Below are 18,587 nucleotides of genomic sequence, written 5' to 3'. Positions count from 1 at the left end.
GGGCTGCGTCTACAAGCCAATGCGCCGATCAGACCGAGAAGCTGGTGCCGCAGCCGCAACCGGCGGTCGCGTTGGGATTGGTCACCTTGAACGCCGCGCCGCCCAGGTCCGACACGAAATCGACCGCAGAGCCGCGCACCAGGTCCAGGCTGACATCGTCCACCACCAGCGTCACGCCATCGCGCTCCACCGCCAGATCCTCGGCCTCCACCTGCTCGGCCAGGCCAAAGCGATATTGGAAGCCCGAACAGCCGCCGCCTTCCACGGCCAGCCGCAATATGGCGGGCTTGCCCTGCTTGGCGGCGATCGCCGCGACGCGCGCGGCAGCGGAGGGGGTGAGGTCAATATCGGCCATGGCGCCTAGATAGGATCAAGCAAAAGCCCCGGCAACCCATGGGCGCCGGGGCTTTGGAAAAGTCGTGATCAAAAGCGGCCGATCAGTCGACGGCCTTTTCGTCCGCCTTGGTCGGGCCGCCCATGGCGACCGGCGGCTTGGTGTTCATCGCGATCAGATAATCGGGACCGGCGACGAACGGGATCGGGTTGATCGCCGCGCCATCGACGCGGACTTCATAATGGAGGTGGCTGCCGGTCGAACGGCCGGTCGACCCCATCAGGCCGATCACCTGGCCGCGATGAACATAGCTGTTGGGCGCAACCAGCAGCTTCGACATATGGCCGTAGCGGGTTTCCATGCCGTTGCCGTGCGAGATCTGGACCAGGTTGCCATAACCGCTGGCCCAGCCGGCGCGGCTGATGATGCCGTCGGCGGTCGCGTGGATCGGGGTGCCGATGGGCCCCGGAATATCGATGCCCTTGTGCATGCGGGCGCTGCGGTTGAACGGGTCGGAACGCACGCCGAAGTTCGAGGTCAGCGACAGCTTTTCGACCGGGCGGCCCGAGGGGATATAGGCTGCCGTCTTGGCGTTGCCGTCCATGCGCTGCAGGCTGGAGAAGATGTTCGAGAAGCCGACATCGGCCGGGCCGAGCGCGCTGGTGTTGATTTCCGATGCATCGCCATAAGGATCATCTTCATCCTTGGCGTTAGCCGGGGCTGCGGCGCACATCACGCCTACCATGCCGACCATCCCGAAAATCTTGGCCGTCTTGCTGGCCGATTGGAACCAACGCGCACCCAGCGCATTCACAGTACGAAGAATCAACATGCCGACCCCGACTTATGCCCGCGAAGGCTTTTGCCTCTCGTGGGTTCCCCATGTTCAATAAAATGGCGACCTGGATCGCCCCCGCTGGATGCAGACTGCAAATCGCCGCTCAGCTTGCAAGCGCGTCGTAGAAATCCCGCGTCAAACCGGCCTGCCGACGCGCCGAGTCGTTGAACGGTGGCTTAACGCTCCCCCGAAAATGGCGTTTCACAAGGATTTGGTAATGTTTGACGGGGTCTAGCCCCAATCGGTTCGTCGCCTGGTTGAACCATGTCGTCCCCGCCGACACATGGCGAATCTCATCCGTCATAATCCGCTGCAACATCTTCGCGGATATATGGTCGCCCACCCCTTCGAACCGCGCGATCGTGGACGGTGTGATATCCAGCGCGCGGGCCTCCAGCACCATTGGCACCACCGCCAGCCGGGCCAGCGCATCGCCCGCCGTCTCGCTCGCCGCCTGCCACAGCCCGTCATGCGCCGGCAGCGCGCCATAATGGCTGCCCAACTGCCGCAGCCGCCGGTCGAGCAGCGCGAAATGCATCGCCTCGTCCGCGCCGACCCGCATCCATTCGTCGGTGAAGCCCGCCGGAAATTCGCCGCCGAACCGCCCGATCAGGTCGAACGCCAGGTCGATCGCGACAAACTCGATATGGGCCAGTGCGTGCAGCATCGCGATCCGCCCGCGATCCGTACCCATCTTGCTGCGCTTGGGCATTTGCCCCGGCGGCAGCAGTTCGGGTGCATCGGGCCGGGCCGGCCGGTCGGGCATCACTGTGTCGAACCGATGCGCCAGCCGTCCCAGCCGCCAGCGACGCGCCACCGCCCGCGCCGCCATCAGCTTGGCGGTCGGGTCGGCAATGGTCAGCACATGGGCGCACCCCGCGCCCACGGAATCGATGGCAGGTGGCAAGGTCAAAGCGCCTTCGCCGCCTCCAGCACCTCGGCGGCATGGCCCTTGACCTTCACCTTGGGCCAGACCCGCTCGACCTTGCCGTCGCCGTCCGCCAGGAAGGTCGCCCGCGCGATCCCCATATATTGGCGGCCATAGAGCGACTTTTCGACCCAGGTGCCGAACGCCTCACAGGCCGTGCCTGGCTCGTCCGACGCCAGCGTCACCGCCAGCCCATATTTGTCGCCGAACTTCTTGAGCTTTGCCGGCTTGTCCTTCGACACGCCGACCACCGCCACGCCGAGCGCCGCGAATTCGTTCGCCAGTTCGGTGAAGTCCTTCGCCTCGCTGGTGCAGCCGGGCGTGTCCGCCTTGGGATAGAAATAGACCACCACCGGCTTGCCGCGATAGCGCGCCAAACTGAAGTCCACGCCATCCGCATCTTTCAGCGCCACCTCGGGCAGCATCGCTCCCTGTTCAAGCATCTTGATCCTCCTGATAGGGCGCGGCCAGCGCGCGCCATGCGTCGCCGACGCTTTGCCGGGCCTTGGCATAGCTTTCAAGCAGCGCGTCCCAATCGGCCGCGCCACAGGCCCGCGCCACCAGCGGCCGGGTCGCCTCCGGCGGCTCGGTCGACTTGGGCGATACCAGCCGCGACACGATCAGGAAGCGGGTGATCAGCTCCTGCGCCGGGATCAGCTCGGCGGGCAGATGGCCGGCCGCCACCAGCTCGGCCAGCGCCTCGCCCAGATCCGGGTCGAAACCCAGGCGATAATGGAACTGGCTGATGTGGATCAGGAACTCGATGTCGACCAGCCCGCCGGGCACCAGCTTGACGTCCAACTCGCTTGCCGGCGGCTTGTGCCGGGCAATGTCGCCGCGCATCTTCACCGCCTGCCGTGCCAGTTCGTCGAAATCGCGCGGACGCTGCAGCGTCTCGGTCAGGATCGCCTCCAGCGCGCTACGCGCCTGCGCCGATCCGAATACCGGCCGCGCCCGCGTGAGCGCCAGATGCTCCCAGGTCCAGGCCTCCTCGCGCTGATATTTAGCGAAACTGTCGAGGCTGACCGCCAGCAGCCCCTGCGCGCCCGACGGCCGCAGCCGCGTATCCACCTCATAAAGCGGCCCCGCCGCCGTCGACACCGACAGCGCATTGGTGATCCGCTGGCCCAGGCGGTTGAAATATTGGGTCGCGCCCAGTGGCCGCGCCCCGTCCGATTCCGCCAGGAAATCGCCGGTGAAGAGATAGACCAGGTCCAGGTCCGACGCATGGGTCAGCACCCCGCCACCCATCCGCCCCAGCGCCAGGATCACCATCTCGCCGCCCGGCACCTTGCCATGCGCGCTCTCGAACTCGGCCACGGTGGCGCCCGCCAGCGCCTCGATCGCCGCCTCCGCCACCCGGCCATAGCCGCGCCCGGCCTCCAGCGGATCGCCACCGCGCACGATCTGCACGCCCAGCGCAAAGCGGCGATCATTCACCCGCTGCCGCACCCGGTCGAGCAGCGCCTGATAATCCTCGCCCGCCTCCAGCGCGGAAAATTGCTGCGCCAGGACATCGACCGGCGGCACGGGATCGAAGGCCGACGCGTCGATGAGCCCTTCGAGCAGTTCGACCCGGCGGCTCAGCACATCGGCCAGCGCGGGCGCATGGCTCAATATCTCGGCCAGCAGTTCGACCAGCCCCGGTCGCGCGCCCAGCAGCTTGAAGAAATTGATCGCGCTCGGCAGCCGGCCGATCATGTCGTCCAGCCGGTTGAGCGCCCGCCCCGGATCGGGCGCGGCGGCGATCGCGGGCATCAGCACCGGCAACAGCCGCTCCAGCGCCTCGCGCGACGCCCCGCTGCGCAGCGAGCGGATCGTGCCGTCGCGCCAATGGAGCAGCCGCGCCGCCGCCCAGTCGGCATCGGCAAAGCCCATCTCCTTGAGCTGCGCCTTCAGTCTGTCCTCGTCATGCGACAGGCTGCCATCGTCGGGCGCGGCGGTCAGCCGGTCATAATTGGCGCCAACCCATTCGACATGGGGCCGCAACAGGTCCAGCAGCGCCGCCCCGTCCGCCAGGCCGTGCAAGCGCGCGACATTGTCCAGCGAGTCCGGATTCTTGGGCAATTCATGGGTCTGGCGATCCTCGACCATCTGCAGTCGATGCTCGATCGTGCGGAACAGGACATAAGCCTCGTCCAGCCGCGCGGCTACCTCCGCCTCGATCACGCCCGCCGCCGCCAAGGCGCGCAGCGCCGTGCGCGTATGGCCCGACCGCAATGACGGGTCGCGCCCGCCATGGATCAGCTGATGAACCTGGGCGAAAAACTCCACCTCGCGAATGCCGCCGCGCCCGCGCTTCAGGTCATAGCCCGGCCCGAATGCCTGCCCCTGCGCATAATGGTCGCGGATGCGCCGGCTGATATCGGTGATCGCATCGATCGCGCCGAAGTCCAGGCTGCGTCGCCACACGAAGGGGCGGATCTGGCGCAGGAAATAATCGCCCAGCGCCATGTCACCCGCCGCCGGCCGGGCGCGGATGAAGGCCGCCTGTTCCCAGCCCATCGCGGTCGATTCATAATAGCCGATTGCCGCCTCCACCGGCAGCGCGATCGGCGTGGCTTCGGGCGACGGCCGCAGCCGCAGGTCGACGCGGAAGACATAGCCGTCGCCATCGCGCGCGTTCAGTATCTCGCTGACCCGCCGGCCGATCCGTACCGCCGCGTCCGCCACATCCTCCCGCTCGCCATGTGGCAGGGTGGTGGGGTCATAGAGCAGGATCGGGTCGATATCGGACGAATAATTGAGTTCCCGGCTGCCGTGCTTGCCCAGCGCCAGCACGACGAAGCCCTGCGGCAGGGCATCGGGATAGCGTTCGGCAAAGGTTGCCGCCAGCGCCTCCGCCAGCGCCTGGTCGGCAAAGTCGGACAGGGTGCGCGTCACCCGGTCCATGTCCCAGGCCCCGGCCAGGTCCGCCGCCGCCGTCACTAGCGCGATTGCCCCGCGCCGCCGCCGCAGCGATTTGGCCACCCCATCCTCTGGCAGGCCCTGCACCTGCGCCGCCGCCATCGCCGCGTCGAAATCGCCCGCAGCCAGCAGCGCGACGACGGCCGGATAGCGGTCCATTTGCCGCGCCAGAAATGGCGAATGCGCGCGTATCCGCGCTTCCAGGTCGATCCAGTCCGTCACGCTTCCGTCTCCTTGTTGACGGCGATATCGCGTCCGAATGCGACGAAATCCAGAAACTTTTGGCTTACATGGCCGTTCTGTCTCTCATGGAAATGCAGCGCAAACCTCTTGGCCGATCGGCACCGGGACAGGACGGCGGCGGTGCCCGAGTCGTCAACGTCGCCCTGCCCCTGCCCTATGAGGGCGTGGGCAAGGCGCTGCGGTCCAGCTTCTCCGCGCAGCGCGACACTCTGCCGGACGACATGCTGGCGCTGTTGGCGAAGCTTGATCAGCATTAACCAATAAAGCGCAGACATTTTTTCATGTCTTGCCGTTAAGGCCCGAATCTCTTTCCATTTTCTAGGCAGGAATGCGGGTCAGTCGATGATGTATAAGGTCTTTGCCGGCGGCACGCTGGTGGTCGCACCGATGATCGTCCTGGCGCTGCAGAATTTCGCACCGCATCACCAGCCGCTTCCCCAGTCTAGCGAAGCACAGCCGGTCGCCACGCCGGTTGCGCCGCCACCTCCACCCGTCGCCCCCAGTGCGCCGCAGGACTTTGCCGCCCCGTCCTCGGGGGAGCCCATGGCCGATGCCGGCCAGCCGAGCATCATGCCGCCGCTGGACACGGCCGCGTCCGTCAGTCCGGGGTCGGCGGGCTCGCCCCCGCCAGGCTCCCCCAACGCCGAACATTGATCGCGCCTACAGCGTCCCCTTGAACGTATCGCACTGGGCCGGATCGCCACTGTCCAGCCCCTTTCGCAGCCAGCTCATGCGCTGCTCACTGGTGCCGTGGGTGAAGCTTTCGGGCACCGGCCGGCGCCCGGCCGATTTCTGCAGTGTATCGTCGCCGATCGATTGCGCCGCCTTCATCCCCTCTTCCAGGTCGCCCGCTTCCATCAGCCCGGTGCGCTTGGCCCAGACGCCAGCATAGCAGTCCGCCTGCAGCTCCACCTTCACCTGCAACGCATTGCCCTGCGCCTCGCTGACGCGGCGCTGCTGCTGGTTCACCTGACCCAGCGTGCCTTCCAGATCCTGGACATGATGGCCTACCTCATGCGCGATCACATAGGCCTGCGCGAAATCGCCCGGCGCGCCGAAGCGGTCGCGCAATTCGGTGAAGAAATCGGTGTCGAGATAGACCTTCTGGTCGTTCGGGCAGTAAAATGGCCCCATCGCGCTCTGTGCCGCGCCACAGCCCGACGTGCCGCTCTGCGCATAGAAGGACAGGATGGTCGGCTGATAGGTCTGGCCGGCTTCCTTGAATATCTGGCCCCAGACCCGCTCGGTCGATCCCAGCACCTTCAACGACCAATGCTGGATCTCGGTCAGCTTGCTCGCATCCTGGCTGCCTGTTGGCGCGCTCTGCGGCGCCTGCTGCTGCACGCCGCCACCGCCGCCCAGCAGGCTCAGCGGATTGACGCCCATCACCGCCAGGATGATCAGCACCACGACGATGCCGCCACAGCCGAAGCGACTGCCGATCAGCGGCAGCAGCAATCCCAGACCGCCCATCCCGCCGCCGCCGCCAAAGCCGCCGCCGCGTCCGTCCTGCACCTCGAAATTGCTGCTTTCCTGTTCGTCGTCGAGCCGCACCCTGGCCTCCCTCGCATCCTGTTCCCGTGCCTACTGCATAACCGGCTGGCTGCAAACCATCCGCCGGCGATGCACGTTCCATCGACAGGAACGAGTTTGTTACGAGACATTAAGTTGGAATGGCCGGACCAAAACCTATATTGCAGTGCGACATGGCCGACACCGAATCCCGACTGCGCCGCCGCGCCACCACGCCCCTCCCCCTCCCCCGCGAAGTCGCATTGCTGTTGCAGGGGGGCGGCGCGCTCGGCTCCTTCCAGGCCGGCGTCTATCAGCGGCTCGATGAGCTCGGGGTCGATGTCAGCTGGGTCGCGGGCATCTCGATCGGTGCGGTCAATGCCGCCATCATCGCCGGCAACCCGCCGCACCGTCGGCTCAGCCAGCTCAAGAAATTCTGGCTCACCGTCTCGGGCGGCATGCCCAACATGATCCTGCCGGAAATAGACCATATCCGCGAAGCCGCCCATCTGATGGCCGCCGGCACGGTCGCGACCCTGGGCGTGCCGGGCATGTTCCGCCCGCGCCTGTGGCCCGCGCCGCTGATGCCCGAAGGATCGGCCGGCGCGATCAGCTTCTATGACAGCGCGCCGCTCAAGGACACGCTCGACGCCTGCGTCGACTGGGATCTGCTCAATGACGGCCCGGTCCGCCTGTCCATCGGCGCGGTCGATGTCGAAAGCGGCAATTTCGCCTATTGGGACACGCGCGGCCCAGGCGGCAATACCCGCATCGACGCACGCCATATCATGGCCTCGGGCGCGCTGCCGCCCGGCCTGCCTCCGGTCGAGATCGATGGGCGCTGGTATTGGGATGGCGGCATCGTTTCCAACACCCCGCTCGCCCATGTGCTCAACCACCAGACCGACGACATGCTGGTGTTCCAGGTCGATCTCTTCCCGGCCGAAGGGCCGATGCCGCGGCAGATGACCGATGTCTATTCGCGCATGAAGGACATTCAGTATAGCAGCCGCACCCGCCAGGTGACCGACCAGTATCTGCGCCTGCGCCGCGAACATGGCGCGATCAAGGCGCTGCTCGACAAGTTGCCGCCCGAACTACAGGACGGGCCGGAGGCGCAGAAGCTGCGCGACATGCTCGATGGCGGCTCGGTCAATATCGTCCACCTCATCTACCGCACCCGCGCCTGGGAAAGCGGCGCGAAGGATTTCGAATTTTCCCGCGCGACCATGCTTGACCATTGGAGCCAGGGTCGCGAGGCGGTGGAAGAAGTGATGCACAAGGGCGACCTCATCGCCCGCAACATTCTCGACGGAAAGAGCGCGACCTTCGATCTCGACGCGCCGGATCATCTCAAGGAGAAAATGGCATGAGCAAGTCCCTCGCTGGCAAGACCGCCCTGATCACCGGTTCCACCTCGGGCATCGGCCTGGCCTATGCCAAGGCGCTGGCCGGCGAAGGCGCCAATGTCGTGATCAACGGCTTTGGCGACGCGGACGGAATCGAGCAGGAACGGCTCGGCCTTGAAGCCCTCTCGGGCGCCAAGGCGCTCTACAGCGGCCATGACCTGACCAAGGTCGACCAGATCGAGGCGATGATGCAGGAAGCAGCCACTGCCTTCGGCGGCATCGACATCCTCATCAACAATGCCGGCATGCAGCATGTCGCCCCGGTCGAGGAATTCCCGCTCGACAAATGGGATCTCATCATCGCGCTGAATCTCAACGCCGCCTTCCACACCACGCGCCTTGCCATTCCTTACATGAAGGAAAAGAAGTGGGGCCGGATCATCCAGACCGCCTCGGCCCATTCGCTGGTCGCCTCGCCCTTCAAGAGCGCATATGTAACCGCCAAGCACGGCCTCAACGGCTTCACCAAGACGGTCGCGCTGGAAGTCGCCACCTTCGGCATCACCGCCAACTGCATCTCGCCCGGCTATGTCTGGACCCCACTCGTGGAAAACCAGATTCCCGACACGATGAAGGCGCGGAACATGACCCGCGAGCAGGTGATGAACGACGTGCTGCTCGCCGGCCAGCCGACCAAGCAGTTCGTTACCGCCGAACAGGTCGCCGCCACGGCCCTCTACCTGTGCAGCGACGCCGCCGCCCAGATCACCGGCGCCAATCTCTCGATCGACGGCGGCTGGACCGCGCAATAAGCGCCATCGCCCGGTCGATATGACCGGGCACGCGATTGACTCCCCTTCCCCCTTGGCCGCGAACTGACGGTCAAAAGGGGAAGAGGATCGCGCCATGGCGCCAGACCAATGCCGCATCACCGATCAGGTCGCCATCGTCACCGGCGGCGGCGCGGGCATAGGTCGCGCCATTGCGCTCGCGCTGGCAGAGGCCGGCGCAGATATCATCATTGCCGACATCTTCCCCGAACGCGGAACCGAAGTCGCGGCACGGGTCGCGGAGCATGGCCGCGCCTGCCTCGCCCTCCCGACCGACATGGCCCAGCCCGATCAGGTCGCGGCGATGGTCGATGCGGCCCAGGCCCGCTTTGGCCGGATCGACATCCTCGTCAACAATGCCGGCGGCGTCAGCCGGAAGGCCTTTCTCGACCAGAGCCAGAATAGCTGGCGTCGCCATATCGACCTCAACCTCGTCTCGATGCTCGCCGCCACCTCGGCCGCCGTGCCGCACATTATCGCGGGCGGGCGCGGCGGCGCCATCATCAACGTCTCCAGCATCGAAGGATCGCGCGCCGCACCCGGCTACGCCGTCTATGCCGCCTGCAAGGCGGGGATGAACAACTTCACCCGCAGCATGGCGCTGGAGCTGGCCGACCACGGCATCCGCGTGAACGCGATCGCGCCCGATTTCACCACCACGCCCGGCACACGCGGCAATCCCCCCGGCCCGGTAGACGAAGCCACCTGGTTCCCGGTGCCGCCCGCCATGGCCGACGCCACCGCCCGCCGCATTCCGCTGCAACGGCCCGGCGTCGACCGCGAATGCGGCCAGGCCGCCCTGTTCCTCGCCTCGCCGATGAGCAGCTACATCACCGGGACCATATTGCCGGTCGATGGCGGCAGCTGGGCCTCGTCCGGCTGGGTCCGCAATGCCGCCGGCCAATGGGTGCTGGTCGAACCGCATGGAGTATCCGACGCATGAAGATCAACGTCCCCCTGCCCTTCGACCATGCCGACCTCCCGGACGAGTTCGGTACGATGGCGGCGGTCGCGGAAATCGGCCGCACGGTGGAGCAGGCGGGCTTCCACGCCGGCCTCGTCACCGACCATCCCGTGCCCACCGGCCGCTGGCTCGACACGGGCGGGCACCACGCCCAGTCGCCCTTCGTCATGCTCGCCCTGCTCGCCGCCCACACCACGACCCTGCGGCTGCAGACCGGCATCCTCGTCCTGCCCTATCGTAACCCCTTCATCGTCGCGCGCGACATCACCACGCTCGACGCCTTTGCCGGCGGCCGGGTGACGCTCAGCGCGGGTGCGGGCTATCTCAAGGGCGAATATCGCGCGCTCGGCGTGGACTTCGACCAGCGCAACGAACTGATGGACGAATATCTGCGCGCCATCCGTACCGCCACGTCGGGCGAAGAATTCGCCTTCGAAGGCACCGGCTATCAGGCCTTCGGCAACCGCATCGTCCCCGGATCACCGCAAAAGCCCGGCCTGCCCCTCTATGTCGGCGGCAATGCGAAACGCGCCATCCGCCGCGTGGTCGATCTCGCCGACGGCTGGAACCCCTTCTTTACCGCCGGCGGCGGCGTCAACAGCGCCACCACCCGCACCGCCGCGATGGAGAATGAAGCCGATCTTCAGGCCGGCATCGCCTATATGAACGACTATGCCGCGCAGGTCGGCCGCACGAAGCTGCCCGAGGTGATCCTGGGCGGCGTCAACAAGCCGGGCGAGGATCTGTCCAACCAGCAGATCGTCGACCGCATCGCAACCTATGCGCAGTTGGGCGTCACCGCCTGCGGCGTCACGGTCAAGGGCAAGACCCGTTCCGAATGGTGCGATAATGCCGCCCGCATCGGCGAAGAGGTGATTGCCAAGCTGCTCTAATGGCGTTGCCGGCACTTTCAAATTCCGTTTCGACTGTGTCATGCAGTCCCGCCATGGTGCATGGATCGATCGGCACGACACCGGCCGTTTCACGCGGCCCGTAGCTGTGCCATGGTGGCCGATCCTGTATAGAGGCCCCATGACCAACGTCGACCAATTCATCACCGGACTGCCCAAGGCAGAGTTGCACCTCCATATCGAAGGGACGCTGGAGCCCGAACTGATGTTCGCGCTGGCCCGGCGGAACGAAGTGACCTTGCCTTACGGCTCGATCGACGAGATCCGCCAGGCTTATGACTTCGGCAATCTCCAGGATTTCCTGAATATCTATTATGCCGGCACCAATGTGCTGCGCACGCCGCAGGATTTCCGCGATCTCGCCGCCGCCTATTTCGATCGCGCGGCGCAGGACAATATCATCCATGCCGAAATCATGTTCGATCCGCAGGCGCACACATCGCGCGGCGTGCCCTTCGCCCATGTGATCGAGGGACTGCTGTCGGCCATGCGCGAGGCGCAGGCACGCCATGGCATCACCAGCGACCTGATCATGAGCTTCCTGCGCCATCTGAGCGAGGAAGAGGCGTTCGACACGCTGCGCGCCGCTACCCCCTGGCTGCCGCAGATCAAGGCGGTAGGACTGGACTCGTCGGAAGTCGGCCACCCGCCCGAGAAATTCGCCCGCGTCTTCGCGGCTGCGGCCGACGCCGGCCTCAAGCTGTGCGCCCATGCCGGCGAGGAAGGCCCGCCCGCCTATGTCTGGGAAGCGCTCGACCTGCTCAAGGTCGACCGGATCGACCACGGCAATCGCGCGCTGGAGGAAGATGCCCTGGTCGACCGACTGGTGGACGAGCAGATGGTGCTGACCGTCTGCCCGCTCTCCAACCTCAAATTATGCGTGATCGACGATATCGCCAGCCATCCGCTCGACCGGATGCTGGAGATGGGCCTGCGCGCGACGGTCAATTCCGACGATCCGGCCTATTTCGGCGGCTATCTCAACGACAATTATCGCGCCGTCACCGCCGCACGCAACCTGACCCGCGAGCAGATCGCCCTGCTCGCGCGCAACAGCATCACCGGTTCCTTCCTGCCGCAGCAGGCCAAGGACACCCATCTGGCGACCATCGACGCCTATCTCGAACAGGCGCATTGAGGCCCTGATTTACCGGCCCCTTCCCCGATGATATAGCCTGTCTCACAGATGGCGGGCTTTTGGGGAAGGGCCGGACGCATGGCTGACTGGATAAGGGCAGCGACCGCGCTGGGCATCGGCCTGTCGCTCGCCTCCGTATCGATCGAACCCGCCTTCTCGCCCGCGACGCTTGCCGCGCTTGATCCCGTCCGCCTCGCCCGCAGCCTGTGCAGCGGCCCGCGGGTCGGCTCCGCCCTCGCCCGCGAATTGCTGATCGCGGCCGCCGCCGCCCAGCCGATCGCTCATGCCCCGCCGATCCCGTTGTTCGACGATCTCACCCATTCGCGCTTTCCGCTGACCACCGCCAATCCGCAGGCGCGCCGCTATTTCAGCCAGGGCCTGCTGCTCATGTACGGCTTCAACCATGCCGGCGCGGTCCGCTCCTTCCGGATGGCACAGCGGCTCGATCCGGCCTGCGCGCTCTGCTGGTGGGGCGAGGCGGTGGCGCTCGGCCCCAATATCAATGCACCGATGGATGCCGGCGACCGGGGCGCCGCGCTCGCCGCGATGGACCGGGCGATAATACTGCACGATCAAGCGTCACCGATGGAGCGCGGTCTGATCGAGGCAGCGGCGCTACGCTATGCCCGTGATCCCGATGCCGACCGCGCAGCGCTCGACGCCGCCTATGCCGATGCGATGCTGGCACTTGCCGCGCGCTTCCCGGCCGATGACGATGTCGCCCTGCTGGCCGCCGAGGCGGCGATGGACACCAGCCCGTGGAATTATTGGGAGGCCGACCGCAAGACCCCGATCGGGCGCGCCGGCGCGGCCATCCGCCTGGTCGAAACGGTGCAGGCCCGCAATCCCGCCCATGTCCAGGCGGCGCATCTGATGATCCATCTGCTCGAAGCAAGCGATGCAAAACGCGCCGAAGCTGCCGCCGATCGCCTCTCCGCTGATGGCGCGCCCAGCGCCGCCCATCTCGTCCATATGCCAAGCCACATCTATCAGGTCGTGGGCCGCTATCGCGACTCGATCCGCGTCAACATCGCTGCCGCCCGCGCCGACGAAGCCTTCATCCGCGCCACCGACGACCACAGCCTGGTGCGCTACGGCTATTATCCGCACAATGTCCATTTCATCGTCGCCTCCGCGCAGATGGCGGGCGACATGGACGGCGCGATGCGGGAGGCGCGGCGCCTGCGCACCATCCTCGATCCCGCAACCTCGGCCGCCATCGCCTGGATCCAGGCAATCGACGCCGCCCCCTATCTGGCCATGGCGCAGTTCGCCGCGCCCGCCGACATCCTCGCCCTGCCCGCGCCCGATCCGCGCCTGCCCTATGCCATCGCGATGCGCCATTATGCCCGCGCCGTCGCCTTCGCCCAGCAGCGCGACCAGCGCGGCTTCGATGCGGAGGTCGCAGCGATGAGCGTGCTCGCCCGCTCCGATGCACTGGCCCCGATGATCGCGCAGGGCGTCCCCGCCCCTGACCTGATCGCGCTCGCCACCGCGGTCGCGCGCGGCCGTCTCGCCACCGCCCAGCGCCGCTATGCGCAGGCCGCCGATCATTATCGCGCCGCGATCGCGCTGGAGGGCAAGATACCCTATCAGGAACCGGCCTACTGGTATTATCCGGTGCATCAGTCGCTCGGCGCCGCCCTCTTTCTCGTCGGCCGCCCCGACGATGCCAGCGCCGCCTTCCGCCAGGCCCTGATCCAGGCTCCCAATAATGGCTGGGCGCTTTACGGCCTCGCCCGCGCGGAGGCAGCCCAGGGGCATGAGGCAGAGGCCGCCGCCGCCCGCAAGGCCTTGACCAGCGCCTGGTCCGGCGATCCCGACTGGCTGCGGATGGACCGGCTCTGAGGGGCGCCCCCCGCACAAACCCCGATTGACGCCATGGTCCCGTAGGATGCACCTCGAAGGTCATCGGATCGACGGCCGTGGAGTATCCCGCATGCGCAAGCCCGCTCTATTGCTCGCCACCGCCCTGGCCCTGGCCCTGGCCAGCAGTCCAGCGCGCGCCGACGAAGCCTATGTCGAACTGACCGGCGGCCTTAGTTGGAACGGCGAAGGCACCGATGCAATCAGCGGCATCGCCGGCGGCTATGACGTCGATCTGGACGAACGCTTCTTCGTCGGTGTCGAGGCGGTCGCGGAAAAGCTACTGGTGCGCGACACGCGGGTCGCCTGGGGCATTGGCGGCCGTATCGGCGTCGAACTGGTGCGCGAGAACAAGCTGTTCATCGGCGCGAACTGGCAGTCGAAGGATTGTCGCGAATGCAGCGACGCCATCGGCATCGGCACCGGCTGGGAACATAATCTGACTGAAAAACTCTATCTCAAGATCGAGTATAAAAGGCTGCTGATCGGCAATGGCGAACCCGATGCCAATGTCGGCATTCTCGGCATCGGCGTGATGTTCTGAGCACAGCCCGGTTTTATCCGCAGAAATAGCCCGGAAAATACTGGCCATCGCCCATTTTGCTGGTAGGGAGGGCGCGTCCAGCCCACCGGGATCGATATTCGCGCCATGGCATCCGCGCCGCCCCCTTTCCGCGTCCTGCGTCAATCGCGCCCCGGCGCGCAACGTCCTTCATGAGCCGCCCCGGCCAGCGCTGGAACCGCCGCCGCGCCCGCGCGCTGCTGCGCCATAGCGGGCCGACATCCTTGCTGTTCCGCCGTCGTCTCGCCCTGATCGGCGGCGCCGTGCTGGTCGGCCTCGCCGCGCTCGCCTTCGCCTGGGCCGCAGACGAAGCGACCGAGGCTTTCCATCGCCTGGCCACCGCCAATCGCTGGCTGCCGCTGCTGCTGACCCCGCTCGGCTTTGCCGCCCTCGCCTGGATCACCCGCAGCGTCGCGCCCTTTGCCGGCGGATCGGGCATCCCGCAGGTGATCGCCGCTACCCAATTGCCGGAAAAGGTCGGCCGCTGCCTGGTTGACCTGCGCATGGCGCTGCTGAAGGTCGTGCTGACCATCGCCGGCCTGCTGGTCGGCGCTTCGGTCGGCCGCGAAGGCCCCACCGTCCAGATTTCCGCCGCCATCCTTGCCCGCGTCCACGCTTTGCTGAACGTGCCGCTGCGCGCGTCCGTCATGGTCGCGGGCGGCGCGGCCGGCGTCGCCGCCGCCTTCAACACGCCGCTCGCCGGCATTGCCTTCGCGATCGAGGAACTGGCCTCCGCCTATGAGCAGCGCATGACCCTGCTGGTCATCACCGCGGTCATCATCTCGGGCATGGTCAGCCTCGGCGTGGCCGGCGACTATGTCTATTTCGGCGCGGTCGCAGCCCATCTACCGCTGCAATCGGCAGTGCCGATCGCGCTACTGGCCGGGCTGCTGGGCGGCATGTCCGGCGGCCTGTTCGCGCGGCTGGCGCTCGATGCCGCCACCGCGCGCAATCGCATGACCGACTGGATGCGGGCCCATCCGGTGCTGTTCGCCGGTGGCTGCGGCCTGCTGGTGGCGGCGATCGGCGTAGCCACCGGCCTCACCTGGGGCACCAGCTATGCCCCGGCCCGCACCATGATCGCGGGCGGCGACCAGCCGCTCTGGTTTGCCCCCGCCAAATTCCTCAGCACCCTCGCCACCAGCGTCTCGGGCATTCCAGGCGGCATCTTCGCCCCCTCGCTCGCCACCGGCGCCGGCTTCGGCAATCTGCTGCGCTGGATTTTCCCCGGCGAACCGGCGAGCGCCGTCGTGCTGCTGGGCATGGTCGCCTATTTTACCGGCGTGGTGCGCGCGCCATTGACCGCCGTCATCATCATTTCGGAAACCACCGGCAGCCGCGGCTTCATGCTGCCATTGCTCGGCGCCGCGCTGGTCGCCGACGCATCGGCGCAGATATTCTGTCGCGAGCGCCTCTATCACGGCCTGTCCCGCAACTTCCTGGAGCGGGCCAAGGCCGCCGAAGCGAACCGCTGACATGGCGGCGCTCGGCTGCCTGTTGCTGATGATATTGCCGATTATAGGCTTTCTCGCCGGCCAGCTTCTGGCCGGCATGGACGGCGCCTGGATCGGCGCCGCCATCGGCCTCGTGAGCGCGATCGGCTTTTCGGCGGTGACCTTCTACGCCCTGCTCCAGGCCGGCCGCCGCCGTTAACTCAGCCCTCGGCGCGCAGCTTGTCCGCCAGTTGCTGGATTTCATCGGGATTGAGCAGCCAGGTCCGGGTCTTCTGCCCCTCGCGATGCACCGGCTGGGTCAACAGCACCCGCGCCTGTTCCTTGGCGAAGGGCTTGAACAGGCCATAATGGATGACGCAATCGCGCACCGTCGCGATCAGCGGCGCCTTACCGTCCAGGTCGATCATGGTGGCAGGCTGGTCCCAGGGGATGGTCGAGATAATCATCGCCCTTCCAGACCATCGGCCGGACGGGAAATCAAGGAAAAGCGTGCTGCCAGTCGCCCCGCCATCGCGGCTCCCTCGCCCGTTCCCCCTTCCAGTGCAGCCCGCTCTGGGCTAGCGCAGCCGCTACAAAAGAAAGGGGAGCATCCTTAATGCGTTTGACGATTTCGCTGGCCGCGCTCGCGCTGGCCATCATGCCCTTGGCCGTCCAGGCCCAGGACGAAGGCAGGAAGAAGGACGAAGCGCCGGCCGCCGAAGCTGGCGTGCCCGCCCCCAATGTCTCGGTCACCCATCATAAGGGCGTGTTCGGCGGCAAGGCGATCAGCTACACCGCGACCACCGGCGAAACCTACATCAAGGACAAGGACGGCAAGCCGCTCGCGGCGATCTACGCAACCTCCTATGTCAAGGATGGCGGCGACAAGACCCGGCCGATCACCTTCCTCTATAATGGCGGCCCCGGCTCGGGCTCGCTCTGGCTGCACATGGGCGCCTTCGGTCCCAAGCGCGTGGTCCTGCCCGATGCGCAGGATGACGGCGCGCCGCCCTATCCGCTGGTCGACAATGCGGAATCGCTGCTCGACGTCACCGACCTCGTCTTCATCGATCCGGTCGGCACCGGCTTCTCCCACGCCATCGGCAAGAAGGATCCCAAGGATTATTGGGGCGTCTCCGCCGACGCCAAGTCGATCGCCGACTATATCCGCCTGTGGCTCGGCGAAAATGGCCGCTGGTCCTCGCCCAAATATATCGGCGGCGAAAGCTACGGCACCACCCGTTCGGTCGCCCTCATCAACGAGTTGGAGGGCAGCTACAACGACGTCTCGGTCAACGGCATCATCCTGATCTCGTCGATCCTCGACTTCGGTGCCTCGGCCGAGGTGCAGGGCAATGAAATGCCCTATATCCTCAACCTCCCCTCGATGGCGACGACCGCCTGGTATCACAAGAAGATGGGCAATCCGCCCGCGACCGTGGCCGAGGCTGCGCAGCAGGCGCGCGCCTTCGCGATCGGTCCCTATGCCGCCGCGCTGCTGAAGGGCAATCAGTTGTCGGACCAGGAACGCGCGAGCATCCGCACCGAACTGTCCCGCCTCACTGGCCTGTCGGAAGCCTTTGTCGACCATGCCGAACTGCGCATTTCGCCCGGCCGTTTCTACAAGGAATTGCTGCGCGATCGGGGTGTCTCCATCGGCCGCCTCGACACCCGCTACACCGGCAAGGATTATGATGCGGCCGGCGAAGAGCCGGACAATGATCCCAGCTTCTACGCGATCGACGGCGCCTATACCGCCGCGATGAACAGCTACGCCCGCGACGAGCTGAAGTACAAGACCGAGCGTCAATATGTGACGATCGGCGGGGTCAGCGGCTGGGACTGGAAGCTGCAGGGCCAGCGCGGTCGCGACAGCGAAGTTTACGCCAGCGTCGCCCCCTATCTCAGCAAGGCCTTGCGAGAGAATAGCGGGCTCAAGGTGTTCGTCGGCCAGGGCTGGTATGATTTTGCCACGCCCTTCTTCGGTGCCGAATATGCGATGAGCCGCACCGGCTTCGACCCCGCGCGGATCCAGTATCATTATTATGATGCCGGCCACATGATGTATGTCCGCCCCGACGACCTGCGCAAGCTGAGCGCGGACATAAGGGCGTTCATCAACGCGCGCTGACCATGGCGCCGGCCACGATTGATAACAGTTGATAAAGCGCCTAGATTGCCACTCCGAAAGGATATCGGATGATTAGCGCGGATCTGGGCAAGCAACTGGAAGCCTTCGTGGCCGGCTTGGTCGAAACCGGCCGCTACAACAGCAAGAGCGAGGTGTTGCGCGAAGGCGTGCGCTTAATCCAAGAGCGCGAGACGAAGCTCGCCGCGCTGGATGCCTCTATCGGCCGGGGACTGGCCGATGCGGATGCCGGCCGCACCAGCGACGCCGCTTCGGTGTTTGATCGCCTTGAGGCGAAATATCGCGCCGTTCCATGAAGGTCGAACTGTCCGCGGAGGCGGAATATGACCTGGTGGCGATCGCCGATCATATCGCACGGGATAATCCGCTCCGCGCCCTGACTTTCCTGCGCGAACTGCGCGACAAATGCCTTGGCCTCGCTTCATTCCCGGAGGCCTTTCCTTTGGTCGAACGCTATGCCGATCTGGGCATAAGGCGGCGCGTCCATGGCCGCTATCTGATCTTCTATCGGATCGAACCTGATCGCGTCATTGTGCTGCATGTCCGTCATGGTGCCAGCGATTACCTCCCCCTGCTCGACCCGGACTAAGTTCCGCGCAAAGCCGTAACAATCCCCTTTAACG

General features: G+C 66.1%; 21 protein-coding genes. 14 read left to right on the top strand and 7 right to left on the bottom strand.

Going from position 1 to position 18,587, the window contains the following annotated elements:
• Window positions 1-28: 28 nt before the first annotated feature.
• The 5 genes from erpA to N6H05_RS11195 form a co-directional block, all read right to left on the bottom strand.
• Window positions 29-355, bottom strand: coding sequence for an iron-sulfur cluster insertion protein ErpA (erpA, locus tag N6H05_RS11215; protein WP_004211010.1), 327 nt, complete (start codon window positions 353-355; stop codon window positions 29-31).
• An 82-nt stretch (window positions 356-437) separates the two neighbouring features.
• Entirely contained in the window at window positions 438-1,166 is a 729-nt protein-coding gene (locus tag N6H05_RS11210; RefSeq protein ID WP_004211009.1) for a M23 family metallopeptidase, read from the bottom strand.
• A 109-nt stretch (window positions 1,167-1,275) separates the two neighbouring features.
• Window positions 1,276-2,085 (bottom strand): ferritin-like domain-containing protein, encoded by an 810-nt coding sequence (locus N6H05_RS11205; protein ID WP_284113911.1) that lies wholly within the window; start codon window positions 2,083-2,085, stop codon window positions 1,276-1,278.
• Entirely contained in the window at window positions 2,082-2,543 is a 462-nt protein-coding gene (gene bcp / locus N6H05_RS11200) for a thioredoxin-dependent thiol peroxidase (RefSeq protein WP_284113910.1), read from the bottom strand. Before bcp ends, N6H05_RS11205 begins: the two co-directional genes overlap by 4 nt.
• A complete protein-coding gene (locus N6H05_RS11195; protein ID WP_284113909.1) occupies window positions 2,536-5,229 on the bottom strand; it encodes a bifunctional [glutamine synthetase] adenylyltransferase/[glutamine synthetase]-adenylyl-L-tyrosine phosphorylase in 2,694 nt (897 codons plus the stop codon). The genes bcp and N6H05_RS11195 overlap by 8 nt, the downstream gene beginning before the upstream one ends.
• 86 nt (window positions 5,230-5,315) lie before the next feature.
• Between N6H05_RS11195 and N6H05_RS11190 the strand changes: the two genes are divergently transcribed.
• On the top strand, window positions 5,316-5,507 hold the full coding sequence (locus N6H05_RS11190; RefSeq protein WP_284114212.1) for a hypothetical protein: 192 nt from the start codon (window positions 5,316-5,318) through the stop codon (window positions 5,505-5,507).
• 85 nt (window positions 5,508-5,592) lie between these two features.
• Complete coding sequence (locus N6H05_RS11185; protein WP_284113908.1) at window positions 5,593-5,904, top strand: hypothetical protein; 312 nt, start codon at window positions 5,593-5,595, stop codon at window positions 5,902-5,904.
• Window positions 5,905-5,910: 6 nt separating this feature from the next.
• Here N6H05_RS11185 and ypfJ read toward each other — a convergent pair whose 3' ends face one another.
• The gene (gene ypfJ, locus N6H05_RS11180; protein ID WP_284113907.1) at window positions 5,911-6,804 is read right to left on the bottom strand and encodes a KPN_02809 family neutral zinc metallopeptidase; all 894 of its coding nucleotides are present in this window, start codon (window positions 6,802-6,804) and stop codon (window positions 5,911-5,913) included.
• Window positions 6,805-6,956: 152 nt separating this feature from the next.
• Here ypfJ and N6H05_RS11175 point away from each other — a divergent pair, with 152 nt between their 5' ends.
• From N6H05_RS11175 to N6H05_RS11135, 9 genes are all read left to right on the top strand, one after another.
• Complete coding sequence (locus tag N6H05_RS11175) at window positions 6,957-8,135, top strand: DUF3734 domain-containing protein (protein WP_284113906.1); 1,179 nt, start codon at window positions 6,957-6,959, stop codon at window positions 8,133-8,135.
• Complete coding sequence (locus N6H05_RS11170; protein ID WP_284113905.1) at window positions 8,132-8,923, top strand: 3-hydroxybutyrate dehydrogenase; 792 nt, start codon at window positions 8,132-8,134, stop codon at window positions 8,921-8,923. Before N6H05_RS11175 ends, N6H05_RS11170 begins: the two co-directional genes overlap by 4 nt.
• Before the next feature lie 94 nt (window positions 8,924-9,017).
• Window positions 9,018-9,884, top strand: a complete 867-nt coding sequence (locus N6H05_RS11165; protein WP_284113904.1) for an SDR family NAD(P)-dependent oxidoreductase — start codon at window positions 9,018-9,020, stop codon at window positions 9,882-9,884.
• Window positions 9,881-10,798: a TIGR03619 family F420-dependent LLM class oxidoreductase gene (locus N6H05_RS11160; protein ID WP_284113903.1), complete on the top strand. Its 918-nt coding sequence runs from the start codon at window positions 9,881-9,883 to the stop codon at window positions 10,796-10,798. The genes N6H05_RS11165 and N6H05_RS11160 overlap by 4 nt, the downstream gene beginning before the upstream one ends.
• Window positions 10,799-10,937: 139 nt before the next feature.
• Entirely contained in the window at window positions 10,938-11,954 is a 1,017-nt protein-coding gene (locus N6H05_RS11155) for an adenosine deaminase (RefSeq protein ID WP_284113901.1), read from the top strand.
• Between the two features lie 78 nt (window positions 11,955-12,032).
• Window positions 12,033-13,802, top strand: coding sequence for a tetratricopeptide repeat protein (locus N6H05_RS11150; protein ID WP_284113900.1), 1,770 nt, complete (start codon window positions 12,033-12,035; stop codon window positions 13,800-13,802).
• A gap of 91 nt (window positions 13,803-13,893) precedes the next feature.
• Window positions 13,894-14,364, top strand: coding sequence for an outer membrane beta-barrel protein (locus tag N6H05_RS11145; RefSeq protein WP_284113899.1), 471 nt, complete (start codon window positions 13,894-13,896; stop codon window positions 14,362-14,364).
• Window positions 14,365-14,534: 170 nt separating this feature from the next.
• A complete protein-coding gene (locus N6H05_RS11140) occupies window positions 14,535-15,857 on the top strand; it encodes a chloride channel protein (RefSeq protein ID WP_284113898.1) in 1,323 nt (440 codons plus the stop codon).
• Window position 15,858: 1 nt separating this feature from the next.
• Complete coding sequence (locus tag N6H05_RS11135; RefSeq protein WP_284113897.1) at window positions 15,859-16,035, top strand: hypothetical protein; 177 nt, start codon at window positions 15,859-15,861, stop codon at window positions 16,033-16,035.
• A gap of 1 nt (window position 16,036) precedes the next feature.
• Here N6H05_RS11135 and N6H05_RS11130 read toward each other — a convergent pair whose 3' ends face one another.
• Window positions 16,037-16,282 carry a hypothetical protein gene (locus N6H05_RS11130; protein ID WP_010337356.1) on the bottom strand — a complete coding sequence of 82 codons (246 nt, stop codon included), beginning with the start codon at window positions 16,280-16,282 and terminating at the stop codon, window positions 16,037-16,039.
• Window positions 16,283-16,431: 149 nt separating this feature from the next.
• Here N6H05_RS11130 and N6H05_RS11125 point away from each other — a divergent pair, with 149 nt between their 5' ends.
• From N6H05_RS11125 to N6H05_RS11115, 3 genes are all read left to right on the top strand, one after another.
• On the top strand, window positions 16,432-17,946 hold the full coding sequence (locus N6H05_RS11125; RefSeq protein WP_284113896.1) for a S10 family peptidase: 1,515 nt from the start codon (window positions 16,432-16,434) through the stop codon (window positions 17,944-17,946).
• A gap of 68 nt (window positions 17,947-18,014) precedes the next feature.
• The gene (locus tag N6H05_RS11120; protein WP_037517932.1) at window positions 18,015-18,260 is read left to right on the top strand and encodes a type II toxin-antitoxin system ParD family antitoxin; all 246 of its coding nucleotides are present in this window, start codon (window positions 18,015-18,017) and stop codon (window positions 18,258-18,260) included.
• Window positions 18,257-18,553 carry a type II toxin-antitoxin system RelE/ParE family toxin gene (locus N6H05_RS11115; RefSeq protein ID WP_284113895.1) on the top strand — a complete coding sequence of 99 codons (297 nt, stop codon included), beginning with the start codon at window positions 18,257-18,259 and terminating at the stop codon, window positions 18,551-18,553. Before N6H05_RS11120 ends, N6H05_RS11115 begins: the two co-directional genes overlap by 4 nt.
• The last annotated feature ends 34 nt before the right edge of the window (window positions 18,554-18,587 follow it).

This window comes from Sphingobium sp. WTD-1, assembly GCF_030128825.1.
Lineage (GTDB): Bacteria > Pseudomonadota > Alphaproteobacteria > Sphingomonadales > Sphingomonadaceae > Sphingobium.
Note: the sequence above shows the minus strand (reverse complement) of the source record. Positions and strands in the feature narration are given on the sequence as shown.

What these genes read in the sequence shown, in the direction of transcription:
- N6H05_RS11175 (WP_284113906.1), top strand. Translation starts at nt 6,957, where the DNA reads ATGGCCGACACCGAATCCCGACTGCGCCGCCGCGCCACCACGCCCCTC.
- bcp (WP_284113910.1), bottom strand. Translation starts at nt 2,543, where the DNA reads ATGCTTGAACAGGGAGCGATGCTGCCCGAGGTGGCGCTGAAAGATGCG.
- N6H05_RS11140 (WP_284113898.1), top strand. Translation starts at nt 14,535, where the DNA reads ATGAGCCGCCCCGGCCAGCGCTGGAACCGCCGCCGCGCCCGCGCGCTG.
- N6H05_RS11170 (WP_284113905.1), top strand. Translation starts at nt 8,132, where the DNA reads ATGAGCAAGTCCCTCGCTGGCAAGACCGCCCTGATCACCGGTTCCACC.
- N6H05_RS11160 (WP_284113903.1), top strand. Translation starts at nt 9,881, where the DNA reads ATGAAGATCAACGTCCCCCTGCCCTTCGACCATGCCGACCTCCCGGAC.
- N6H05_RS11155 (WP_284113901.1), top strand. Translation starts at nt 10,938, where the DNA reads ATGACCAACGTCGACCAATTCATCACCGGACTGCCCAAGGCAGAGTTG.
- N6H05_RS11135 (WP_284113897.1), top strand. Translation starts at nt 15,859, where the DNA reads ATGGCGGCGCTCGGCTGCCTGTTGCTGATGATATTGCCGATTATAGGC.
- N6H05_RS11185 (WP_284113908.1), top strand. Translation starts at nt 5,593, where the DNA reads ATGATGTATAAGGTCTTTGCCGGCGGCACGCTGGTGGTCGCACCGATG.
- erpA (WP_004211010.1), bottom strand. Translation starts at nt 355, where the DNA reads ATGGCCGATATTGACCTCACCCCCTCCGCTGCCGCGCGCGTCGCGGCG.
- N6H05_RS11190 (WP_284114212.1), top strand. Translation starts at nt 5,316, where the DNA reads ATGGAAATGCAGCGCAAACCTCTTGGCCGATCGGCACCGGGACAGGAC.
- N6H05_RS11145 (WP_284113899.1), top strand. Translation starts at nt 13,894, where the DNA reads ATGCGCAAGCCCGCTCTATTGCTCGCCACCGCCCTGGCCCTGGCCCTG.
- N6H05_RS11165 (WP_284113904.1), top strand. Translation starts at nt 9,018, where the DNA reads ATGGCGCCAGACCAATGCCGCATCACCGATCAGGTCGCCATCGTCACC.
- N6H05_RS11120 (WP_037517932.1), top strand. Translation starts at nt 18,015, where the DNA reads ATGATTAGCGCGGATCTGGGCAAGCAACTGGAAGCCTTCGTGGCCGGC.
- N6H05_RS11130 (WP_010337356.1), bottom strand. Translation starts at nt 16,282, where the DNA reads ATGATTATCTCGACCATCCCCTGGGACCAGCCTGCCACCATGATCGAC.
- N6H05_RS11125 (WP_284113896.1), top strand. Translation starts at nt 16,432, where the DNA reads ATGCGTTTGACGATTTCGCTGGCCGCGCTCGCGCTGGCCATCATGCCC.
- N6H05_RS11115 (WP_284113895.1), top strand. Translation starts at nt 18,257, where the DNA reads ATGAAGGTCGAACTGTCCGCGGAGGCGGAATATGACCTGGTGGCGATC.
- N6H05_RS11150 (WP_284113900.1), top strand. Translation starts at nt 12,033, where the DNA reads ATGGCTGACTGGATAAGGGCAGCGACCGCGCTGGGCATCGGCCTGTCG.
- N6H05_RS11210 (WP_004211009.1), bottom strand. Translation starts at nt 1,166, where the DNA reads ATGTTGATTCTTCGTACTGTGAATGCGCTGGGTGCGCGTTGGTTCCAA.